This window comes from Acidovorax sp. GW821-FHT09A11 (genome assembly GCF_059418365.1).
The window spans coordinates 584,505-606,131 of record NZ_JBWKPS010000003.1 but is presented as its reverse complement, the minus strand read 5'-3'; the positions used below and the strand labels follow the sequence as shown (position 1 = coordinate 606,131).

Genomic DNA, 21,627 nt, shown 5'->3' with positions numbered 1-21,627 from the left:
TGGGCCCGTTCAGTTCCTCAGCACGTACCCGAGGATCACATCGCACATGTGCGAAAGCCGCTCGCTGCGCGCCTTCGGGGCCATGAGGTCGCGCCCGAAGATCGCCGACAGCGTGTGGTTGTTCGACAGGTAGAAGTACGACAGCCCGGCGATGGACACGTACAGCTGCAGCGGATCCACCCCGCCGCGGAAGCTGCCCTCGCGCCGCCCACGCTCCAGCACCTCGCCCAGCGTGGCGATCAACGGCGAGTTCATCTCGCGCGCGCGCTGGGACTCCTGCAGGTGGCGCGCCCTGTGCAGGTTGGCGCTGTTGAGCAGCGTGAGGAACTGGGGGTTCTCCAGGTAGTAGGTCCAGGTGAACTCCACCAGCCGCCGGATGGCGGTCGCGGGCGGGAGGTCCAGCAGGTTGAGCTTGCGCTCTTCCTCGCGGATGTGCAGGTAGGCCTGCTCCAGCACGGCCTGGAAGAGCTTTTCCTTGTCCTCGAAGTAGTAGTAGATCAGCCGCTTGTTCAGGCCCGCCCGCTCGGCGATGCGGTCCATGCGCGCGCCGCCCAGGCCGTGTTCGGCGAACTCGTCGCGCGCGGCGCTGAAGATCACGCCCTGGGAGCGGTCGGCATCCCGCTGGCGCTCCTTGGCGGGGGTCTCGGTGTCTTTGGTCATGCCCGAATAGTTCACTATTTGGTTAACAAAATCCAGTGCATGCTGGATTCAGGAGGCCAGGGGCGGCGACGCGGGTGTGGCGGCATCAGGTGGCGCGGACTGGATTGTGCCGCGCAGCCGGCCTGCCGGCCTGCCGGCCGGACGCCGTGCTGCCCCTGCCCGGCAGTGCGTCATTGCGCGTAGTCCAGCGGCAGCGCGGTGGTGAACTTGATTTCTTCCATCGCGAAGCTCGAGCTCACGTCCGACAGCGCCACGGCCTGCGTCAGCCGCCTGTAGACCGCATCGTAGGCGCGGATGTCGGGCACCACCACGCGCAGCAGGTAGTCCACGTCGCCGCTCATGCGGTAGAACTCCACGATCTCGGGAATGCCCATCACCACGTCGCGCAGGGTCTCGAACCACTGCTGGTGGTGCTGGTTGGTCTTGATGGCCACGAACACGGTCACGCCCACATTGACCTTGCGCGGGTCCACCAGCGCCACGTGGCGTGTGATGAACCCCTTCTCGCGCAGCCACTGGATGCGCCGCCAGCAGGGCGTGTTGGACAGGTGCACGGCATCGGCCAGCTCGGCCAGCGGCGTCTCGGCGTCGTGCTGCAGCAGGGCAAGCAATTGGCGGTCGATGGAATCCAGATTCTGTTTCACGGCAAATAAGGAAATCTGTTTCTCGTATTTGGCGTGAAATGGGGCATAAAAGCAAAATGATTTTCATCAAGTCGTCACATACTTGATGGGCGTTCCCGGCGCTCGGGCCGTCCGCCGTGCCCCACAGGGCGGCGGTTTCACCACCCTCCCTTTCCAAGGACCTTTCACCATGACGGCTTCTGTCTTTCGACGCCAACCCACCCGCTGGGGCCTGGGCATCGCCGCGCTGGCCCTGCTGGCCGCCTGCGGCGGCAATGACGGCCCCGGCACGCCGGTGGCCAACCCCGAGCCCGTCGAGCAGTACGTGCCGCCGGAGCCGCCCTCGGGCTACGCGCCCAAGGCCATCAGCTACGCCAACAAGGACATGGTGTCCACCGCCAACCCGCTGGCCACCAAGGCCGGGGTCGACATCCTGGCCAAGGGCGGCACGGCGCTGGACGCGGCGATCGCCGTGCAGATGGTGCTGAACCTGGTGGAGTCGCAGTCGTCGGGCATCGGCGGGGGCGCGTTCATGCTGCACTTCGACAAGGGTGCCAACAAGCTGCTCGCCTATGACGGCCGCGAAACCGCGCCCAAGGCGGCCACGCCCAATCTCTTCATCGGCGCGGACGGCAAGCCGCTGGCGTTTCTGGCGGCGGTGGATGGCGGCCTCTCGGTGGGCACGCCCGGCGTGCTGCGCATGCTCGAAGCCGCGCACAAGGTGCACGGCAAGCTGCCCTGGAAGGACCTGTTCGAGCCCGCGATCCAGCTCAGTGAAAACGGCTTTGCGATCTCGCAGCGCATGAGCGTGTCCATCGCCGGCTCGGCCGCGCGCATCAAGGCGCAGGGCGAGCCCGGCGCCAGCTACTTCCTCAATGCCGACGGCACGGCCAAGGCGGCCGGCACGCTGCTCAAGAACCCCGAACTGGCCGCCACGCTCAGGGCCATTGCCGCGGGCGGCGCCAACGCGTTCTACCAGGGCGACATCGCCAAGGACATCGTGGCCAAGGTAGCGGGCCACCCCACCAACCCCGGCAAGCTGTCGCTGGACGATCTGAGCAGCTACACCCACAAGGTGCGCGAGCCCGTCTGCGGCGTCTACCGCACCCAGTACCGCGTGTGCGGCATGCCCGCGCCCAGCTCGGGCGGCATCGCCGTGCTGCAGACGCTGGGCCTGCTGCAGGGCTTCGACCTGGCGGCCATGAAGCCCAACACGCTGGATGCGGTGCACGTGGTGTCCGAGGCCTACCGCCTGGCCTATGCCGACCGCGCGCTGTATGTGGCCGACCCTGACTTCGTGAACGTGCCGCAGGCCGGCCTGGTCAACGCCGACTACCTGCGCGAGCGCGCCAAGCTCATCAGCCTGAGCAAGAGCATCGGCACCCCCGTGGCGGGCACACCGCCGGGCGTGAGCGGCGCCAAGGGGCAGGACAACTCGCTGGCCCTGCCATCGACCACCCACCTGTCCATCATCGACAACGCGGGCAACGCGGTGTCCATGACGACCACCATCGAGAACGGCTTCGGCAGCCTGCAGATGGTGCGGGGCTTTTTGCTGAACAACCAGCTCACCGACTTCTCGTTCACCGCCACCGACGCTGCAGGCTTGCCCATCGCCAACAGCGTTCAGCCCGGCAAGCGCCCGCGCAGCTCGATGGCGCCCACGATCATCTTCAACGCGGCCACCGGAGACCTGGAAGGCGCCATCGGCTCGCCCGGCGGCAGCGCCATCATCCAGTACACCGCCAAGAGCATCCTGGGCATGACGGACTGGGGGCTGAACGTGCAGCAGGCGATCAACCTGCCCAACTTCGGCGCGCAGACCAACGCGACCACGTCCATCGAAAAGGGTTCGGTCATCGACACGGCCGCCATCCGCGACGGCCTCAAGGCGCGGGGCCACACCGTGGCGCAGACCGACACCTTCACCAGCGGCCTGCATGGTGCGGTGTTCAATGGCCTGCGGTCCAACGGCAATGCGGGCCTGCTGGCGCGCAACCCCGGCGCGGGCACGTATGCGGGCGGCGCGGACCCGCGCCGCGAGGGCACGGCCCAGGGCAACAACTGAGGACACCGTGGCGGCCTGAGCCGCCACGGCGGCACCGCAGTGCGGTGTCCCTTGGGAAAATGCCCCTGGCGCAGGATGGATGGCGGGTTTTTGCTATTCAAAATATAGCAACTGCCGCCGCCATACCCTGGGGCTGCTCCGGTGCCGCTGCTCCAGGCGGCACCGCGTGCCAGGGCATCAATCCGGTGTGCCGTCGCGCGGCTCGGCCGCCTTGCGCGCCCATTCGCGCGCCAGGGCCGCGTTGCGCGGCACGCCTTCTCCGCGGGCGTACATCAGCGACAGGTTTCGCTGGGCCTTGGCATGTCCCTGCCCGGCCGCCTGCTGGTACCAGTGCACGGCCTGCTTCTTGTCCCGTGCCACGCCGTCGCCTTCGTCATAGGACACGGCCAGATTGAACTGGGCCTTGGCATGGTCCTGCCCGGCCGCCTGGCGGTACCAGTGCACGGCCTCCTTCTTGTCCTGGGCGATGCCCTCGCCCGCGTCGTAGGCGAGCCCCAGGTGGTACTGCGCGGATGCAAGGTCGTTCTCCGCCGCGCGCCGGTACCAGTGCACGGCCTGCGCCAGGTCCTTGGCCACCCCGTCACCGTGGTAGAACGCCATGCCGAGCTGGAACTGCGATTCGGGATGGTCCTTCTCGGCGGCCTTGCGGTACCACTGCACGGCCTGCCGGGGGTCTTTGTCGACCCCCTCGCCCTTGTCGTACGAAATGCCCAGGTTGTACTGCGCATCGAGGTGGCCCTGGGCCGCCGCCTTGCGGTACCACTCCACCGCCTTGCGGAAGTCCTGCGGCACCCCCTCGGCCTTGTCATAGGACACCGCCAGGTTGTATTGCGCCTGGGCGTGGCCGAGGTCCGCCGCCTTGCGGTACCACTGGGCGGCCTGCACCCGGTCCTGCGGCACGCCCAGCCCCTCGTCGTAGGACACGCCCAGCTCGTACATCGCATCCGTGTGGCCCTGCTGGGCGGCCTTGAGGTACCAGCCCACCGCCGTGGCTTCGTTCAGCGCCACGCCGCGGCCTGCGTCGTACATGCGGCCGAGGTGGTACTGGGCGTCTGCATGGCCGGCCTGCGCGGCGGGACGCAATTCCTTCAGGGCTGTGGCGTATTCCCCGCGCTCATAGGCGCGGACTCCCTCTTTAGGGCCCGCCGCGGCGGGCCCTGCGGCGCACAGCAGCGCACCCAGGCAGGCGGCGGACACGAGGGAGGACAAGGAGGGGGTCAGACGTGGCATAAAAAGTAAATGGGGCGATGGGCCCGGGGGCGGCCAGAAAAACGCGGATGCGGACAAGCAGGGGCCCGCCGTTCGGCGCCGCCCACTTGCCACGGGGGTGCGCGGCAGGGCACGGCGGGGACGGCGCGCGGCACCGGCGGCGGCGCCAGTGTGCCCGCACGCATCGGCCGTGTGGGGTTTGTTGCCGCCAGTTACACGTGGGCGCCGCAGCGCGAGATCGCCATGGCCTACCGGTCCCCCCGGCGTCAGGGCGTGCCCTGCCGCGCCAGCGTGTTGAGCAGCGCGGTGAAGGTGGCCGTGGGCCCCATGTTGTCCGCCGAGCGGTACACCAGGGTGAGCGGCACGTCCAGCCGCCCGCCGTCCACCAGCGGGCGGTACGCGATCGCGTGGCGGTGCACGCCCACCATCGACGACGGCACCACCGAGATGCCGGTGCCCGCCGCCACGAGGTTCAGGTTGGTCAGCATGCGCGCAACTTCCGCCACCACCCGGGGGCGCACGCCTTCCTCGTCGCACAGGGCCAGCAGGTTGGCGTACAGGCCCGGGGCACCCGGACGGCGCACCAGGATCATGGGCTCGCCCTCCAGGTCCGCGATGCGGATGGCCAGCGGCTTGCCGCGCCGCTGGCGCAGCGCCAGCGGGTGGTCGATGGGCAGGGCCACCATGGCGGGCTCGTGCTGCAGGGTGTCGAACGCCAGGCCCTCGGGGCGGGCCACCGGCACGCGCAGCAGGCCGCAATGCAGGCGGCCCCCGGCCACGGCCTCGGTGATCTCGGCGGCGTTGTTCTCGCCGATCTCCAGCACCAGACCGGGGTGCCGCGCGCGGCACTCGCGCAGGGCGAATGGCGTGAACTCGTGCGCGGCCGCCGAGCTGGTGAAGGCGATGGCCAAGCGCCCGGTCTTGCCCTCGGCCAGCAACTGCATGCGGCCTTGCAGCGCATCGAAGTCGTGCACCAGGCGCGTGGCGTCGGCCTGCAGCGCGCGGCCCGCTTCGGTCAGTGCCACGCCCTTGGCATGGCGTTTGAACAGGGCCATGCCCACGGTGCTTTCGAGCGCCTTGATCTGCTGGCTCAGCGGTGGCTGGGCCATGCCCAGCTGCTCGGCGGCGCGGGTCATGTGCCCGGCTTCTGCCACGGCGAGAAAGTAGCGGAGCTGGCGGATGTCCATGTCAGCAGTGCAATGGCTCAGGGAGCGGGTTCATATGCAAATCGTATCGGAGATTGGAGATTTGCCTATTTGACGTATCGGAGCCCCGTTTCTACGATGCGCAGCAGCTGCCCACCGCCACTATCATTTCAACGGAGACCTTCCCATGACTGCTTTGCCGCCGCTTCGCGACTGGCCACGCCGGACCGCGGCCGCACCGGCCGCCCTGGCAGCCGCCGTCTTTTTGGCTGGCTGCGCGCCGGTTGCCACCCAACCCCAGGCGGTGGCGGAGGCCGCGCCCGCCGCCACGCCCTGCCCCAAGGACCTGGCGCCCATTGCCCGCTGCCTGTCGGGCCAGGATTCCGCAGGGGCTTACTACCTCATCGCCATGCCGCAGCAGTGGAACGGCCACCTAGTGCTGCACGCCCACGGCGGCCCGGCGCTGGGCGCGCCCAGGATGGAGCGCGCGGTGGAGGACCTGGAGCGCTGGTCCATCATGGTCCGTGCGGGCTACGCCTGGGCGGGCAGCACCTTCCGCCAGGGCGGCGTGGAGGTGCGCGCGGCGGCGGAAGATACCGAGCGCCTGCGCAAGATCTTCGTGCAGCAGGTGGCCCGGCCGCAGCGCACCATCCTGCACGGCCAGTCGTGGGGCGCCAGCGTGGCGGCCAAGGGGGCCGAGATGTTCCAGGCCACGGCCGGCGGCCGGCGCCCCTACGATGCCGTGCTGCTGACCAGCGGCGTGCTCGCGGGCGGCACCCGCTCGTACGACTTCCGCACCGATTTGCGCGTGGTCTACCAGTACCTGTGCAACAACCACCCCCGCCCCACCGAGGCGGCGTACCCGCTCAACATCGGCCTGCCGCTCGATGCGGCCATGACGCAGGCGGATCTGGCGGCGCGCGTGAACGAATGCCTGGCGCTGAACCGGCCCGCTGCAGAGCGCACGCCCGAGCAGCAGCGCAAGGTCAAGACCATCGTGGATGTGATCCGCATCCCCGCCAGCTCCATCCAGGGCCACATGAACTGGGCCACGTTCCACTACCGCGACGCGGTGCAGCACCGCACCGGTGGCGCGAGCCCGTTTGGCAACCAGGGCGTGCAGTACAAGGGCTCTCCCGACGATGCGGCCCTGAACGCCGCCGTGCTGCGCTACCGCGCGGACCCGGCCGCCGTGGCGCGGTTTGCGCAGGACACGGACCTCGGTGGCCGCATTCCCGTGCCCGTGCTCACCGTGAAAGGCGTGGACGACCCCACGGCCTTTGTCGAGCTGGATGCGGCTTTCAAGGCCACCATGGAGCAGGGCGGCAGCGCGGCGCGCCTGGTGCAGACCTTCACCCAGCACAATACCCACAGCTACCTGAGCGATCCCACCTACCCGGCGCTGATGACCGCCCTGCTGGGCTGGGTGGACGAGGGCGTGAAGCCCACGCCCGAGGGCATCGCTGCGCAGTGCCTGGCCTTCGAGGCGCAGTTCGGCAAGGGCTGTGCGTTCCTGCCTGCTTACCTGCCCGCGGCGCTGAACACCCGCGTGGCCGACCGCGACCGGCCCTGATCCTGGGGCGGTAGCCACGCCACTTACTTGTCGCCACCGCCTGCGACATGAACGGTGGCTCCGCTGCGGGCCGCCTTGTCATCCTGGTGTGGTCGGGCAATGAAAAAAGGCCCCGACGGGCGGGGCCTTTTTAGGGGGCGGGCGGCTTGGCTGGTTGTTTACGCAGCCACGGTCTTCAGCGCCGCGTTCAGCGTCTTGCTGGGGCGCATCACGGCGTCCAGCTTGGCGGTGTCGGGCAGGTAGTAGCCGCCGATGTCGGCGGGCGCGCCTTGCACCGCAGCCAGCTCGGCCACGATGGTCTGTTCGTCAGCGGCCAGTTGCTTGGCCAGCGGTGCGAACAACTTGGCCAGGTCGGCATCGTCGGTCTGCGCGGCCAGTTCCTGCGCCCAGTACAGGGCCAGGTAGAACTGGCTGCCGCGGTTGTCCAGCTGGCCGGTCTTGGGCGAAGGATTCTTGTTGTTGTCCAGGAGCTTGCCCGTGGCGGCGTCCAGCGTCTTGGCCAGCACCTTGGCCTTGGCGTTGCCGGTCTTCAGGCCCAGATCTTCCAGCGACACGGCCAGCGCCAGGAACTCGCCCAGCGAATCCCAGCGCAGGTGGTTTTCTTCCACCAGCTGCTGCACATGCTTGGGTGCGGAGCCGCCCGCGCCGGTTTCGTACATGCCGCCACCGGCCATCAGGGGCACGATGGACAGCATCTTGGCCGAGGTGCCCAGTTCCATGATGGGGAACAGGTCGGTCAGGTAGTCGCGCAGGATGTTGCCGGTGGCGCTGATGGTGTCCTGGCCACGGATCACGCGCTCCAGCGTGTAGCGCATCGCACGCACCTGGCTCATGATCTGGATGTCCAGGCCCGCCGTGTTGTGCTCGTGCAGGTACATCTTGACCTTGGTGATCAGCTGCGCCTCGTGCGGGCGGTACGAGTCGAGCCAGAACACCACGGGCATGCCGGAATTGCGCGCGCGGTTCACGGCCAGCTTGACCCAGTCGCGGATCGCGGCGTCCTTGACCTGGCACATGCGCCAGATGTCGCCGGCTTCCACGTTCTGGGAGAGCAGCACTTCGCCGGTGGCCAGATCGGTGATGTTGGCCACGCCGTCTTCGGTGATCTCAAACGTCTTGTCGTGCGAGCCGTACTCTTCGGCCTGCTGGGCCATCAGGCCCACGTTGGGCACCGTGCCCATGGTCTTGGGGTCGAACGCGCCGTGCCACTTGCAGAAGTTGATGATCTCCTGGTAGATGCGGGCAAAGGTCGATTCGGGCATCACGGCCTTCACGTCTTTCAGGCGGCCGTCGGCGCCCCACATCTTGCCGCCGTTGCGGATCATCGCGGGCATGGACGCGTCCACGATGATGTCGTTGGGCGAGTGGAAATTGGTAATGCCCTTGGCCGAATCGACCATGGCCAGCTCGGGACGGCCTTCGTGGCAGGCATGCAGGTCTTTCAGGACTTCTTCGCGCTGGGCCGTGGGCAGCGTGGCGACCTTTTCGTACAGGTTGGCCATGCCGTTGTTCACGTTCACGCCCAGCTCTTCGAACAGCTTGCCGTGCTTGGCGAACGCGTCCTTGTAGAAGATCTTCACGCAGTGGCCGAACACGATGGGGTGGGACACCTTCATCATCGTGGCCTTCACGTGCAGCGAGAACATCACGCCGGTCTTGCGCGCGTCTTCGATTTCCTTTTCGTAGAACTCGACGAGCGCCTTCTTGCTCATGAACATGCTGTCGATGATCTCGCGGTCCAGCAGCGAGACCTTGGGTTTGAGCACCACGGTCTTGCCGCTCTTGGTGATCAGCTCCATCTTCACGTCGCGGGCGCGGTCCAGCGTCATGGACTTTTCGCCATGGTAGAAGTCGCCGGCGTGCATGTGCGACACATGCGAACGCGAGGCCTGGCTCCAGTCGGCCATGCTGTGCGGGTTCTTGCGCGCGTATTCCTTCACGGCCTTGGGGGCGCGGCGGTCGGAGTTGCCTTCGCGCAGCACGGGGTTCACGGCCGAGCCGATGCAGCGGGCATACCGCGCGCGGATCGCCTTTTCTTCTTCGGTCTTGGGATCTTCCGGGTAGTCAGGGATCGCATAGCCCTTGCCCTGCAGCTCCTTGATGCAGGCCTGCAACTGGCCCACCGAGGCGCTGATGTTGGGCAGCTTGATGATGTTGGCATCGGCCTGCAGGGTCTTCTTGCCCAGCTCTGCCAGGGTGTTGGGCACCTTCTGTTCGGCGGTCAGCGATTCGGGGAACTCGCCCAGCACGCGCGCGGCCACGGAGATGTCGCTCTCGGTCACGTTGATGCCCGCAGGCGCCGCAAAGGTGCGGATGATGGGCAGGAAGGAAGCCGTGGCCAGACGGGGTGCTTCGTCGGTCAGGGTGTAGATGATGGTCGGTTGCTGGGTCGTCATGGCTTGTCTCACGAAACAGAGTATGTAAATGTCCCCGGCCGGGTCGCAGCGGGGCCAAACGCGGATGCTCTCTGATTCTCCTTCCTTGCGGCGTTCCGTGCCCCCTGTTTTTGCAATCGAATCCCATAATGCAAAATTTACCGACGGGTAAAGCCTTTTTTTTCATGGCGGGCCCGGCCGAAGCGCCCCTGAAACGCGGGCTCAGGCGCTGGCCGGCCGGCGCGGCACTTCGCGGACCCGGTCTCCAGCCACCGCGAACCGCCGCGCGGACGGGGGCACCGGCTGGCTGGACATGCCCGTGAAAGCCCCGAACGCGGGCAGCACCAGAAGCCCCGGCTGCCACGCGAAGCACGGCAGGCGGACCGTGTCCCGCGCAGGGCCCTGCAAGGTGGCCACCGGGTGCCAATGCCCTGCCAGCACCGTATCGCCCGGCCCCGCCTGCGGATGGTGGCAGGCCAGCACCCCGGCCCCCTCCACGGGCCGCCAGGGCTCATCGGCCACATCGACGCCCAGCGGCGCGGGTGGGTCGCCCGCATGCAGGTCGTGGTTGCCGCGCACCAGGGTCATGCGGATGCGGGCGTGGCGCTCGCGCCAGGGCAGCAACTGGTTCCACAGCGGCGCGCCGGCGCCGCTGCGCGCGTGCAGAAAATCGCCCAGGAAGACCAGGTGTCCGGCGCCCGTGGCCGCCAGCACCGCGTCGAGCCGGGCCAGGTTGTCGGCCGTGGTGCCATGCGGCACGGGCTGGCCCGCGCGGCGGAAGGTGGCGGCCTTGCCGAAGTGCACGTCGGCCACGAAGGCCGTGCGCGCAGCGGGCCACCACACGGCCCGCTGGGGCAGCAGCCACAGGGCAGTGCCGCAGGGCAGGGTGATGGCCTGGGCGCCTGGGGGAGGTGCGGTGGGTGAAGGGGCGAAAGAAGGGTCTGCGTTCACGGGCAAGGTCGGTCGTCGAGGTGCTCAGAATCCATGGCGCCTTCTCGGTCGGCGGGGCGTGTCGCCGGCATCGCCTCGGCGCGCGCGCCGGGGCGACGCGGTGGCCCCGTCGGGCACGTCCCAGGCCATGTCGGCCGGGGCCACGGGATGGTCGGCGTGGTGGGTGCCGGTGGTGTCGTCGGCGGCCTTCTCCAGCGCCTGCACCATGCGCGCCAGGCGGTCGGCCAGCGTTTCGGTGCTCAGGCGCTCGCGAAAGCGCTCCACCATCAGCGGCAGGGCGAATGGGGTGGGGCGCGTGAGGGCATGGACGGACAGGGTCTGCGCCTGCATGCCGCGCAGGGTGCGGGCCAGGCGCTCCATGTCCAGCTCGTTGGCCAGCAGCTCGGCGCGGGCCTGGGCCAGCAGCAAGTTGTCCGGGTCGTACTGGGCGAACACGTCGTAGTACAGCGAGGACGATGCCTGCAGCTGGCGGCTGCTGCGCTGCTCGCCCGGGTGGCTCTGGAAGATGAGGCCGGCGATGCGTGCGATCTCGCGAAAGCGCCGGCGTGCCATCTCGGTCGCGTTCAGGCTGGCCAGCACTTCATCCTCCAGCCCGCCGCCAATGCGGGTGGGCGTGCCCTCGCCGATCAGGCGCGGCAGCAGCGTGGCCCAGTCGATCGGCTTGGCAGAGAGCAGCTCCAGCCCATAGTCGTTCACCGCGATCGAGAAGGTGTTGGGCACCTGCTCGGATGCGCGCCACGCCAGCAGGCCGGCCAGGCCCAGGTGCACCAGACGGCCTGCGAGCGGGTACAGGTACAGGTGCCAGCCTTCGCGGGTCTTGAGCGTTTCGGCCACCAGGCGGCTGGGGGTGGGCAGGGCCGACCACGCATGCTGCAGCGCCAGCAGGGGCTGAGCGCATTGCATCTCGGGCGACGAGTACACGCCGCGCTCGGCTTGCTCCAGCATCTCCAGCATGGCGTCGGCGAGCGTGTTCGACAGCGGCATGCGCCCGCCGTTCCAGCGCGGCAGTGCGGCGCTGCCTTTGGGCGCCAGACGAACGTAGGCGGTCATCTGCTGCGTGCGCACCAGCTCCAGCAGGCGCCCGGCGAACATGAAAACGTCGCCCTTGCGCAGCCGGGCGATGAAACTCTCTTCCACCGAGCCCAGCCGGCCGCCGCTGACAAACTGCACCTGCATGCTGGCATCGCTCACGATGGTGCCGATGTTGCTACGGTGCCGGCGTGCCAGCCGCGCATCAGGCACACGCCAGATGCCTTCTTCGTCCGGCACGGCGCGCTGAAAGTCAGGGTAGATGGCCAGCGAGGCCCCGCCCTGCCGCACAAACTGCAGTGCCCACAACCAGTCGTTGTCGGCAAGCTGGGCATACGCCGGGGCACGGCGCACCTCGGCCAGCAGCTCGTCAGGCACAAACCCGCCGCCCAGCGCCACGGTGACCAGGTGCTGCACCAGCACATCAAGCGGCGCGCGCGGCGTGTGCCGGTCTTCGATGCGGCCCAGCGCGAGCGCGTGGCGCGCGGCAGCGGCCTCCACCAGCTCCAGGCTGTGGGTGGGCACCAGGGTGATGCTGGAGGTGCGCCCCGGCGCGTGGCCCGAGCGGCCCGCGCGCTGCACCAGCCGCCCCACGCCCTTGGCCGAGCCGATCTGCAGCACCTGCTCCACGGGCAAAAAGTCCACGCCCAGGTCCAGGCTGGAGGTGCACACCACCGCTTTGAGCGTGCCGGTTTTCAGTCCGTTCTCCACCCATGCCCGCACGTCCTGACTCAGTGATCCGTGGTGCAGTGCGATGGTGCCTGCCCAGTCGGGCCGCGCCTCCAGCAAGGCCTGGTACCAGCGCTCGGCCTGCGAGCGTGTATTCGTGAAAACAAGAGACGATGCACACGACTCGATGGACTCCACTACCTGCGGCAGCAGCGCCAGCCCCATGTGGCCGGCCCAGGCAAAGCGGTCCACCTTGGCCGGCAGCATCACCTCCACTTTCAGCGCCTTGTCGATGCGGCCCTGCACCAGCACGGCGGGCGGTGCTGCAGGGGCTCCCCGCGCGGGCCTTGGCAGCAGTGTGTCCAGTGCCTCCGGCAGGTTGCCCAACGTGGCGGACATGCCCCACACCTGCAACGCCGGGTTCCAGCCCGACAGGCGCGCCAGTGCCAGCTGGGCCTGCACGCCGCGCTTGTTGCCCACCAGCTCGTGCCATTCATCCACCACCACCAGCTGCACATGGCGCAGGCGCTCGTGGGCATCGGCCCGCGCCAGCAGCAGCGACACGCTCTCGGGCGTCGTGACCAGCAGCGTGGGCAGGCGGCGGTCCTGCGCGGCGCGCTCGCCGCTGGCGGTGTCGCCGGTGCGCAGGCCGCTGGTCCAGTCTGGCGCCAGGTCCGGCAGCGGGGCCTGCAGTGCGCGCAGCGTGTCTGCGGCCAGGGCGCGCATGGGCGTGATCCACAGCACCGTGAGCGGCGGCGCCGCCGCGCGGCGTGTGCGCAGGGCCGTGCGCGCACTGGCGTCCGCCGTGGGTGCCACGGGCGCGCCTGCCAGCGCCAGGTGCTGCAGCGCACCCAGCCACACGGCATAGGTCTTGCCCGCGCCGGTGGTGGCGTGCAGCAGGCCCGAGCGGCCCTCGCCCATGGCGCGCCACACCTCCTGCTGGAAGCCGAAGGGCTGCCAGCCGCGCGTGGCCATCCAGCCTGCGGCCGCGCTCGCGGCCACGGTGGGCAGCGGCTTGCGCGGACGGCGCGCCGTGCTCATGCGGCAGCGTCCTGCCCCGGCAGCAGGGCCATCAGGGTCTGCAGGGTATCGGCCTCGGCCACCGTCTTGTCCTGGCGCCAGCGCAGCATCCGTGGAAAGCGCACGGCGATGCCGCTCTTGTGCCGCGGGCTCCTGCCGATGCCCTCGAAGCCGAGCTCGAAGACCATGGTCGCATCCACGCTGCGCACGGGCCCGAAGCTCTCGCGCGTGGTCTTGCGGACGATGGCGTCCACCTGCGCGATCTCCGCATCCGTCAGGCCCGAATAGGCCTTGGCGAAGGGCACGAGCTGCCGGTCGGGGTCGTCCTGCGGCCCGGTCCACACGGCAAAGGTGTAGTCGGTGTACAGGCTGGCACGCCGGCCGTGGCCGCGCTGGGCGTAGATGAGCACGGCGTCCACGCTCATGGGGTCGATCTTCCACTTCCACCACACGCCCACGTCCTTGGTGCGGCCCACGCCGTAGTGCGCCTGGCGGTGTTTGAGCATGAAGCCCTCGGTGCCCATGCCGCGCGCGGCCTCGCGCTGGCGCGCGAGGTCCGGCCAGTCGGCGCCGTGCAGCAGGGCGCTCAGGCGCAGTGCGGGTGGGGCTGCGGGCTCTGCGATGGCGTCGGGTGGCTGCAGCACTGTCTCCAGCAGCGCGCGGCGGGCCTGCTGGGGCTGCTGGCGCAGGTCCTGGCCCGCATGTTCGAGCAGGTCATAGGTCACCAGCACCACGGGCAGTTCGCGCAGCAGCTTGGGCGTCAGTGTCTTGCGGCCGAGGCGCTTTTGCAGGTCGGCAAAGGGGCGCGGCTGGGGCTCGCCGGGCAGCCATACGAGGATTTCGCCATCGACCACCGTGCCGTCGGGCAGTGCCGCCATCGCGGCATCGGCCAGTTCGGGAAAGCGGTCGGTCACCAGCTCCTCGCCGCGCGACCAGACCCACACCGCGCCGCGCCGGCGCACGATCTGCGCGCGGATTCCGTCCCACTTCCATTCCACCAGCCAGTCTTCGGGCGCGCCCAGCAGCGCGGGCATCTCGCCCAGGGGCTGGCTGAACGGGTGGGCCAGGAAGAAGGGGTAGGGCTGGCCTGCCATGGCCGTGTCGCTGCCCGTGCTGGCGGCGCCGTCTTCACCCTCGTCCACGGGGGCCACCAGCGCGCTGTAGTCGCCCGCCTGCGGCTGCCGGCCGATCTGTGTGTAGCCCATGAGCCGGTGCGCGATGCGCTTGGGGTCCAGCGCGCTCACCGTGGCGAGTGCCTGCGTGACCTGCAGGCGCGACACCCCCACGCGGAAGTTGCTGGTGATGAGCTTGAAGTACACGAAGCGCTGCTCCGGCGCCAGCCTGTCCCACTGCGCGCGCAGGCGGGCGTCGGCTTCCTCGGGCGGCAGGGCGCGCAGGGGCAGCAGCCGGGCCATCCACTCGGCCAGCGGCAGGTCCACCGGCTGCACCGGCGGGGGCAGTAGCAGGGCCAGGGTTTCGGCCAGGTCGCCCACGGCCTGGTAGCTTTCCTCGAACAGCCATTCGGGCAGCCCGGCCGCCTCCTGCGCCAGGGCCTTCAGGCGCTTGGTGGGCACCATCTGGCGCGGCTTGCCGCCCGCGAGGAAGTAGGTGGCCCAGGCCGCATCGGCCGCTGGTGCCGAGCGCAGGTAGGCCACCAGCGCGGCCAGCTTGGCCGACTGCCCGGTGGTGGAGTCCAGAGCCTGGAACAGTGTGGCAAAGGCCTTCATGGTGCCGCGGCCTCCGGCGCCGGTGCATCGGCCTGCGTTGGCGGCGCTGCGCCTGCGTCGTCCTCGTTGTCGTCGGCGCCGTATTCGGTCTTGAACACCTGCGCATCCAGTCCCTGCTCGCACAGCCAGCGCACCATGACCTCGGTGCTGCCATGGGTCACGATGATGCGCTCGGCCCCCGTGGCGGCTATGGCCTTCTGCAGGCTCGGCCAGTCCGCGTGGTCGCTCATCACGAAGCCCCGGTCCACGCCGCGGCGCCGGCGCGCGCCGCGCACCAGCATCCAGCCGCTGGCAAAGGCATCGGAATGCTCGCCAAAGCGCTTGAGCCAGGGCGTGCCCGCCGCCGAGGGCGGTGCCAGCACCAGCGCGCGGCGCAGCTCGGCCTTGGTGGCGCCCGGGTCCGTCACGCGCAGGGTGGGCGGCAGCGCCACGCCCGCCGCGCGGTACACGGCGTTGAGCGGCTCCACCGCGCCGTGCACGACGATGGGGCCGATGCCCGCATCCACCCCGTGCAGCAGCCGCTGCGCCTTGCCAAAGGCGTAGGCATACAGCACGCTGGCCTTGCCCGCCGCCGCATTCGCGGCCCACCAGGCATTGATGTCGGCGAACAGCACGGGCTGCGAGGGCCAGCGGTAGATGGGCAGGCCGAAGGTCGATTCGGTGATGAAAGTATGGCAGCGCACCGGCTCGAACGGCGGGCAGGTGCCATCGTCTTCGAGCTTGTAGTCGCCCGAGGCCACCCACACCTGGCCGCCATGTTCCACCCGCACCTGGGCCGATCCCAGCACATGCCCCGCCGGGTGCAGCGACAGGCGCACGCCGTGGTGGTCGATGGTGTCGCCATAGGCCAGCGTCTGCAGATCGATATCGGCTCCGAGTCGGTTGCGCAGCGTGCCTTCGCTGTCCTGGTGCGCCAGGTAGTGGGCCGAGCCCATGCGCGCATGGTCCGAATGCGCATGCGTGATCACGGCCCGGCTGACCGGCCGCCAGGGGTCGATGTAGAAATCCCCGGCCGGGCAGTACAGGCCTTCGGGGCGGTGGACGATGAGGTCGCTGGGGGGCACGGTCAGGGCATCGTAGGGGGCACGCCCCATCCGGGGGGCGGGCTGGGGATTGCAGAAAGAGGTTTTGTCCCTAGAATTTAGATAAAAATGACTTCCAGCGCTTATCCATCAAGCGCCAATAGCTATCAAAAAATGAGTAAACCGCAATCTGCCTGCTGTGCAGGCGGATAGTTCTTTGCGCCATCCCATCATCCTGCGTGGACCTCCCCTGTCTGCAGGCCAATACCGCTTTCGTATGCACACAGAAATCGCCCGCCCGTCAGACGCCGCCGCCATCGCGGCGGTGCTGCGCGAGGCCGCGCAGTGGCTGGTAGACCGCCAGATGCCGCTGTGGGCCGTGTCCGATTTCAGCGAGGAACGTGTGCAGCAGGATGTGGATACCGGCCACTTCCTGGTGGCCAGGGTGGGCGATGACGTGGCGGGCGTGGTGCGCTGGCAGCGCGAAGACCCCACTTTCTGGCCGGATGCGGAACCAGGCACCTCCGCGTTCCTGCACAAGCTGGCCGTGCGGCGGGCATGGGCGGGGCAGGGGGTGTCTGCCGCGCTGCTGGCGTTCGGGCGCGAGCACGCCCGCAGCCTGGGTGTGCGGTACCTGCGGCTGGACTGCGTGGCCGATCGGCAGCCGCTGCGCGCACTCTATGAGGACTTTGGTTTTACCCTGTACGACTGTGTGCTGAAAGGCCGCAGGGAATTTGCGCGATACCAGATCGCGTTGTAGGCAGCGTGGGTGCCTGCCGTCCACCAAGGAGCAATGCATGCGCCGTGTTTGTGTGTTCTTCCAGTTCTTCCTGCTGTGGTTGGGGGTGGCTGCCCTGGCCGTTGCGCAGGATGGCAGCCCAGCCCCCCGCACCAATGCCTTCAACGACCCCTTCGTCCAGGTCACCAGCGCCATCCCGCAATGCCCCGTGCCCGAGGGCCCGCTCTACACCGACGCCGAGGTGCGCGAGCTGGCGCACACGCGCTCGCAGCATGGCGGCAGCTGCCACCGCGTGGGGCGCTGCCGGCTGCCCAACTCCTACCTGTACGACGCGGAGCTCATCCCGCGCGTGCAGCGCTATATCCGCGAGGAGGGGCGCTTTGACGACACCAGCGTCTGGGTGCTGGGCGAGCGGCGGCTGGTCACGCTGATGGGCTGCGTGCAGTCCGAGGCGCAGTCGCAGGCGCTGGAGAAAGCCGTGGGGCTGGTGGATGACGTGATGGGTGTCATCAACCTGCTGCAGGTGGGCACGGCGCGCGCGGGCGCGCGCTACCCGCTCGCGCCCGCGCGCCCCTGACGGGGCTTCATTCACAGCGGTGGGACCCGGTGCGACCAGGGGTCGGCCTGTTCCAGTTCATAGGCCAGTGCGAACAGCGTCTGCTCGTCGCCGACCCGCGCCGCGAAATGGCTGCCGATGGGCAGGCCGCGCGCGCTCAGCCCTAGCGGGACCGACATCGCCGGCGTGCCCGCCACGTTGTGCAGCGGCGTGTACGACGCATAGCGCATCAGCCGGGCCCACAGCGTGGCGCCGGGCACGGTGGGGGCAAGCCACCCCAGCGGTGGCGGCTCGCTGGCGGCCACCGGGCTGAGCACGACATCCACGGCGTCGAACCAGGCATTCACCTGCGCGCCCACGGCGGCAAAGTGCGCGCCGGCGCGTGCCGCCGCGCCGGCGGGGAGCGCGCGCGCGTGCCGTGCCAGGTGCAGGGTCCAGGGCTCCAGCAGCGTGTCGGGCGGGCGGCCCGTGCCCTCGGCCTGCTGCAGCGCCCGCTCGGCGCCGCCGCTCCAGGCCACCATGAAGGCATCGAAGAACCGCTCGCCGTCGATGCCGTGCGCAAAGGGCTGCACCTGGTGCCCAAGCCGTTCGCACAGCCGCGCGACCCGGGTGACTTCCTGCAGCACGGCGGGGTCCGGCATCTCGCCAAAGAGGTTCTGCGGCGCGAAGCCAATGCGCAGGCGCCGGGCCGAGGGCCCGTGCACCGCGGGCATGGGCGGCAGCGGCGCGGCGCCATCGCCGCGCTGGTTCCACCAGAACAGCGTGGCGCTGTCGCGCACCGTGCGGCTCACCGCGTGGTCGACACCGGCATCGCGCGGGCCGGAGCCCTGCATGCGCGAGCGGCTGGGCTTGAGCCCGAACAGCCCGCAGCACGAGGCGGGGATGCGGATCGAGCCACCGCCATCCGTCGCGTGCGCCATGGGCAGCATGCCCGCGGCCACGGCCGCCGCGGCGCCGCCCGAGGAACCACCCGGGGAGTGCAGCGGGTTCCAGGGATTGCGGACCGGGCCGCCAAGCAGGGGTTCGGTGGTGGCGCTGAGCTGGAACTCGGGCGTTGCCGTCTTGCCGATGGCGATCAGCCCGCTGGCTTCGCAGCGCGCCACCAGCGGCGACGAGGCGCTGGAAAGTGCCGCCTCCGCCTGCAGGCGCGAGCCGCTGCGCCGGTGCGTGCCTTGCAGGTCGACCGCGTCCTTGTAGGCAAACGGCACGCCCCAGAAGGGCCCGGGGGAGGGCGGCCCCTGCCACTGGCCGCGGGCCCGGTCGGGGCAGAGTTCCACCAGCGCCTGCAGCCTGGGATTGACGTCCGCCACGCGCGCCAGGCTGGCCTGCACCAGCTGCGCGGGTTGCAGATGGCCCGCCCGCACCAGCGCTGCCTGGGCCGTGGCATCGAGCGCCAGCAGGCCGTGGGTGGCGCCGCGGGCGAAAGCGGGGCGCAGGGGGGCGCCCAGTGCGGTCAGGCCCATCAGGCCCAGAAGATCTCGTCGTTGCATGGTGTGTTTGCACAGGGAATGAAGGAGAGGGCCATCGTCCCTGGGCCGGGCCGCGCCAGCTTGTATAAAAGCGCCATGGCCGCGCTTTTTTGCTACCACCTGCTGCCCGCCTGCCTGGGCGATATCGACGAACGCCCCCACGCGCTGCTGGCGCGGGCCGTGCGCACGCAGATGCAGGGCTTCGTCACCCACCAGGCATATGTGGCGCAGGTGCTGCGCGGCGGCCCGCAGGCGCGCGGGCAAGAGGCCCGGCGGGAGGCGCGCCTTGCGCTGCTGTGTGCGCTGGACCTGAACCCGGTGCAGGCGCTCCTGGCGCCCTCGGCCGCCGTGGGCCGTGGGCCCTCTGCGTTCGTGGACCGCTGGAACGCCTACAACCGGATGGCGCCCCTGGGCGTCAACACGCAGCTCGATGGCCAGGGCGCGCTGCGGCGGGAATCCCCCATGCTGCCGGACCGCGCCCTGCGTGCCGCGGCGCAGCGCAGTGCGGACATCCGCGCGGGCATTGCCGCCTCGTGCGTGAGCGTGCTGGCGCGCGGCGGCACCAGCGGCAGCCCGGCGGATGCGCCGCGCACGCTGCAGTCCCTGGCGCGGCGGCTGGGGTGCGCGAACGAGGTGCTGGACCTGCTGGCCTGGTGGCGCGAGGAGCCTGCCCTGGCCCTGCCCGACGCCGCCCGCCGCCTGGGTCGCAGCGCGCGCCAGCTGCAACGCGATCTGGCCCGGCACGGCCTGGGCTTTGCCACGCTGCGCCAGGCCGCCCGCATCGAGCACGCGCAGCAGGCCCTGCTTGGCGGCACGGCCAGCCTGACGGGCATCGCGCATGCCGCGGGGTTCTTCGACTCCGCGCACTTCGTGCATGGCTGGCAGCGTGCCTGTGGCGTCAGCCCCAGCCAGTACCGGCAGCTGGCCGGTCGCCTGGACGCCCGGGGCTCCCTCTGCGCCCCGGGGACCGTGCGCAGAGGGGTGGATGTCGTGGAAAACGCGCAATAGGTTTGGCGGTCCGCTGCGGCATATTGCGGCTTCCATCCCTGCAAAGGAAAACATATGCCCCGTAGGTTCCAGAGCTTCCTTCCTCACCTGTCTCCGCGCACTGTTGTGTCCCGCGTTGCCGCAGTGGCGCGGCACCCTGCGCACCCGCAGCCCGCCGCGCCCCGCGGGGCCGGCACCGCAAGGCCAGGCCGCCGCTGGCTCGTGCCCGTGCTGGCCATGGCGGCGTGGGTGGCCGCGATGCCGGGCGCGCACGCCAAGACGTTCCGCTGGGCCGGGTCCACCGACATCCAGTCCATGGACATCCACTCGCAGAACAGTGCCCTGGGCAATGGCATCCATGCGGCGGTGTACGAGTCGCTGGTGATGTTCAACAGCCGCACGCTCAAGGTCGAGCCGCTCCTGGCGACCTCGTGGCAGCAGGTCAGCCCCACGCAGTTGCGCGTGAAGCTGCGCCAGGGCGTGAAGTTCAGCGACGGATCGCCCATGACGGCCGACGACGTGGTGTATTCGCTGCAGCGCGCGATGAGCAAGACCTCCACCTACGCCATCTACACCCAGGGCATGGAGCGCATCGCCAAGGTCGACGGCGAGACCATCGACATCTTCCTGAAGAACCCCAACCCGGTGCTGCTCAACCAGCTGACCGAGCTGCGCGTGATGAGCAAGGCCTGGGCAGAGAAGAACAATGCCGTGGAGCCCAAGGACATCAAGTCCAAGGACGAGACCTTCTCTCACCGCAATGCCATGGGCACCGGGCCCTTCGTGCTCAAGGAATGGGTGCCCGACCAGAAGCTGGTCTTTGCCGCCAACCCGCAGTGGTGGAACGCCGGCAAGACCGAGGGCAACGTCACCGAGATCGTCTACACACCCATCAAGTCCGAGGCCACGCGCGTCGCGGCCCTGCTCTCGGGCGAGGTCGACATGGTGCGCGACACCAGCCTGCAGGACCTGGAGCGCCTCAGGGCCAACCCGAACATCAAGGTGATGGAGATGGTCGAGAACCGCACCATCTACCTGGCCCTGGACCAGTTCCGCGACGAGCTGCCGGGCAGCAGCGTCAAGGGCAAGAACCCGCTCAAGGACCTGCGCGTGCGCAAGGCGCTGTACCAGGCCATCGACGTGGCCACGCTGCAGCGCGTGACCATGCGCGGCATGTCCAAGCCCACGGGCGCCATCGTCTCGCCCCTGGTCAACGGCTGGACGGAGGCGGTGGACAAGCGCCTGCCCTACGACACCAACGCGGCCAGGGCGCTGCTGGCCGATGCGGGCTACAAGGACGGCTTCGAGGTCGATTTCGCCTGCAGCAACAACTCCATCATCCAGGACGAGAACCTGTGCCAGGCCATCACCTCGATGTGGGCGCGCGTGGGCGTCAGGGCCAAGCTGCGCACCATGCCCTCCATCACCTACTACCCCATGGCCCAGCGGCACGAGGCCAGCATCACCCTGCTCAGCTGGGGCGTGCCGACCTTCGACGCGCTGTACACCCTGCAATCGCTCACCCGCACCAAGACCACGGGCGGCGATGGCAACTACAACCTGGGCCGCTACAGCAACGAACGCATGGACTACATCGTGGACCGCGTGAAGACCGAGACCGACCAGCCCGTGCGCAACCGCCTGCTGACCGAAGGCCTGCAGCTGCAGAACGACACCGTGGCCAACATCCCCCTGCACAACCAGATGCTGGCCTGGGCGATGAAGAAGAACGTCGAGCTGGTGCAGCGCCCCGACAACCGCATCGACTGGCGTTTAATCAAGGTGAACTGACCTGTGCCCCCGGT

16 protein-coding genes are annotated in these 21,627 nt (G+C 69.4%); 6 read left to right on the top strand and 10 right to left on the bottom strand.

The window, feature by feature from the left end:
* Positions 1 to 9 precede the first annotated feature (9 nt).
* Positions 10 to 660 carry a TetR/AcrR family transcriptional regulator gene (locus AC07PV_RS10380; RefSeq protein ID WP_218296447.1) on the bottom strand — a complete coding sequence of 217 codons (651 nt, stop codon included), beginning with the start codon at positions 658 to 660 and terminating at the stop codon, positions 10 to 12.
* A 170-nt stretch (positions 661 to 830) separates the two neighbouring features.
* Positions 831 to 1,292 carry an Lrp/AsnC family transcriptional regulator gene (locus AC07PV_RS10375; RefSeq protein ID WP_218296717.1) on the bottom strand — a complete coding sequence of 154 codons (462 nt, stop codon included), beginning with the start codon at positions 1,290 to 1,292 and terminating at the stop codon, positions 831 to 833.
* 181 nt (positions 1,293 to 1,473) lie between these two features.
* On the opposite strand from AC07PV_RS10375, the gene ggt reads away from it, so the two are divergent.
* Positions 1,474 to 3,351: a gamma-glutamyltransferase gene (gene ggt, locus AC07PV_RS10370; RefSeq protein ID WP_494630165.1), complete on the top strand. Its 1,878-nt coding sequence runs from the start codon at positions 1,474 to 1,476 to the stop codon at positions 3,349 to 3,351.
* Positions 3,352 to 3,528: 177 nt separating this feature from the next.
* On the opposite strand, the gene AC07PV_RS10365 is transcribed toward ggt, so the two are convergent.
* Both AC07PV_RS10365 and AC07PV_RS10360 read right to left on the bottom strand, forming a co-directional pair.
* A complete protein-coding gene (locus AC07PV_RS10365; RefSeq protein ID WP_218296449.1) occupies positions 3,529 to 4,560 on the bottom strand; it encodes an SEL1-like repeat protein in 1,032 nt (343 codons plus the stop codon).
* 266 nt (positions 4,561 to 4,826) lie between these two features.
* Entirely contained in the window at positions 4,827 to 5,747 is a 921-nt protein-coding gene (locus AC07PV_RS10360; RefSeq protein WP_218339257.1) for a LysR family transcriptional regulator, read from the bottom strand.
* 145 nt (positions 5,748 to 5,892) lie between these two features.
* Between AC07PV_RS10360 and AC07PV_RS10355 the strand changes: the two genes are divergently transcribed.
* Complete coding sequence (locus AC07PV_RS10355) at positions 5,893 to 7,278, top strand: hypothetical protein (protein ID WP_494630164.1); 1,386 nt, start codon at positions 5,893 to 5,895, stop codon at positions 7,276 to 7,278.
* A 158-nt stretch (positions 7,279 to 7,436) separates the two neighbouring features.
* Here the strand turns inward: AC07PV_RS10355 and AC07PV_RS10350 are convergent, their stop codons facing one another.
* The 5 genes from AC07PV_RS10350 to AC07PV_RS10330 form a co-directional block, all read right to left on the bottom strand.
* Positions 7,437 to 9,674 carry an NADP-dependent isocitrate dehydrogenase gene (locus tag AC07PV_RS10350; RefSeq protein WP_494630162.1) on the bottom strand — a complete coding sequence of 746 codons (2,238 nt, stop codon included), beginning with the start codon at positions 9,672 to 9,674 and terminating at the stop codon, positions 7,437 to 7,439.
* A gap of 201 nt (positions 9,675 to 9,875) precedes the next feature.
* The gene (gene pdeM / locus AC07PV_RS10345; protein WP_218296453.1) at positions 9,876 to 10,610 is read right to left on the bottom strand and encodes a ligase-associated DNA damage response endonuclease PdeM; all 735 of its coding nucleotides are present in this window, start codon (positions 10,608 to 10,610) and stop codon (positions 9,876 to 9,878) included.
* 18 nt (positions 10,611 to 10,628) lie between these two features.
* Complete coding sequence (locus AC07PV_RS10340) at positions 10,629 to 13,343, bottom strand: ligase-associated DNA damage response DEXH box helicase (RefSeq protein ID WP_494601246.1); 2,715 nt, start codon at positions 13,341 to 13,343, stop codon at positions 10,629 to 10,631.
* On the bottom strand, positions 13,340 to 15,049 hold the full coding sequence (locus AC07PV_RS10335; protein WP_494630161.1) for an ATP-dependent DNA ligase: 1,710 nt from the start codon (positions 15,047 to 15,049) through the stop codon (positions 13,340 to 13,342). Before AC07PV_RS10335 ends, AC07PV_RS10340 begins: the two co-directional genes overlap by 4 nt.
* Entirely contained in the window at positions 15,046 to 16,143 is a 1,098-nt protein-coding gene (locus AC07PV_RS10330) for a ligase-associated DNA damage response exonuclease (RefSeq protein WP_494630160.1), read from the bottom strand. The genes AC07PV_RS10335 and AC07PV_RS10330 overlap by 4 nt, the downstream gene beginning before the upstream one ends.
* A gap of 205 nt (positions 16,144 to 16,348) precedes the next feature.
* Between AC07PV_RS10330 and AC07PV_RS10325 the strand changes: the two genes are divergently transcribed.
* Positions 16,349 to 16,831 (top strand): GNAT family N-acetyltransferase, encoded by a 483-nt coding sequence (locus AC07PV_RS10325; protein ID WP_492806781.1) that lies wholly within the window; start codon positions 16,349 to 16,351, stop codon positions 16,829 to 16,831.
* Between the two features lie 37 nt (positions 16,832 to 16,868).
* Complete coding sequence (locus tag AC07PV_RS10320) at positions 16,869 to 17,387, top strand: BON domain-containing protein (protein ID WP_218296458.1); 519 nt, start codon at positions 16,869 to 16,871, stop codon at positions 17,385 to 17,387.
* Between the two features lie 11 nt (positions 17,388 to 17,398).
* On the opposite strand, the gene AC07PV_RS10315 is transcribed toward AC07PV_RS10320, so the two are convergent.
* Positions 17,399 to 18,856, bottom strand: a complete 1,458-nt coding sequence (locus tag AC07PV_RS10315; protein WP_494630159.1) for an amidase family protein — start codon at positions 18,854 to 18,856, stop codon at positions 17,399 to 17,401.
* A 75-nt stretch (positions 18,857 to 18,931) separates the two neighbouring features.
* Between AC07PV_RS10315 and AC07PV_RS10310 the strand changes: the two genes are divergently transcribed.
* Positions 18,932 to 19,843 (top strand): helix-turn-helix transcriptional regulator, encoded by a 912-nt coding sequence (locus tag AC07PV_RS10310; protein WP_218296460.1) that lies wholly within the window; start codon positions 18,932 to 18,934, stop codon positions 19,841 to 19,843.
* A gap of 216 nt (positions 19,844 to 20,059) precedes the next feature.
* A complete protein-coding gene (locus AC07PV_RS10305; RefSeq protein ID WP_218339491.1) occupies positions 20,060 to 21,613 on the top strand; it encodes an ABC transporter substrate-binding protein in 1,554 nt (517 codons plus the stop codon).
* The last annotated feature ends 14 nt before the right edge of the window (positions 21,614 to 21,627 follow it).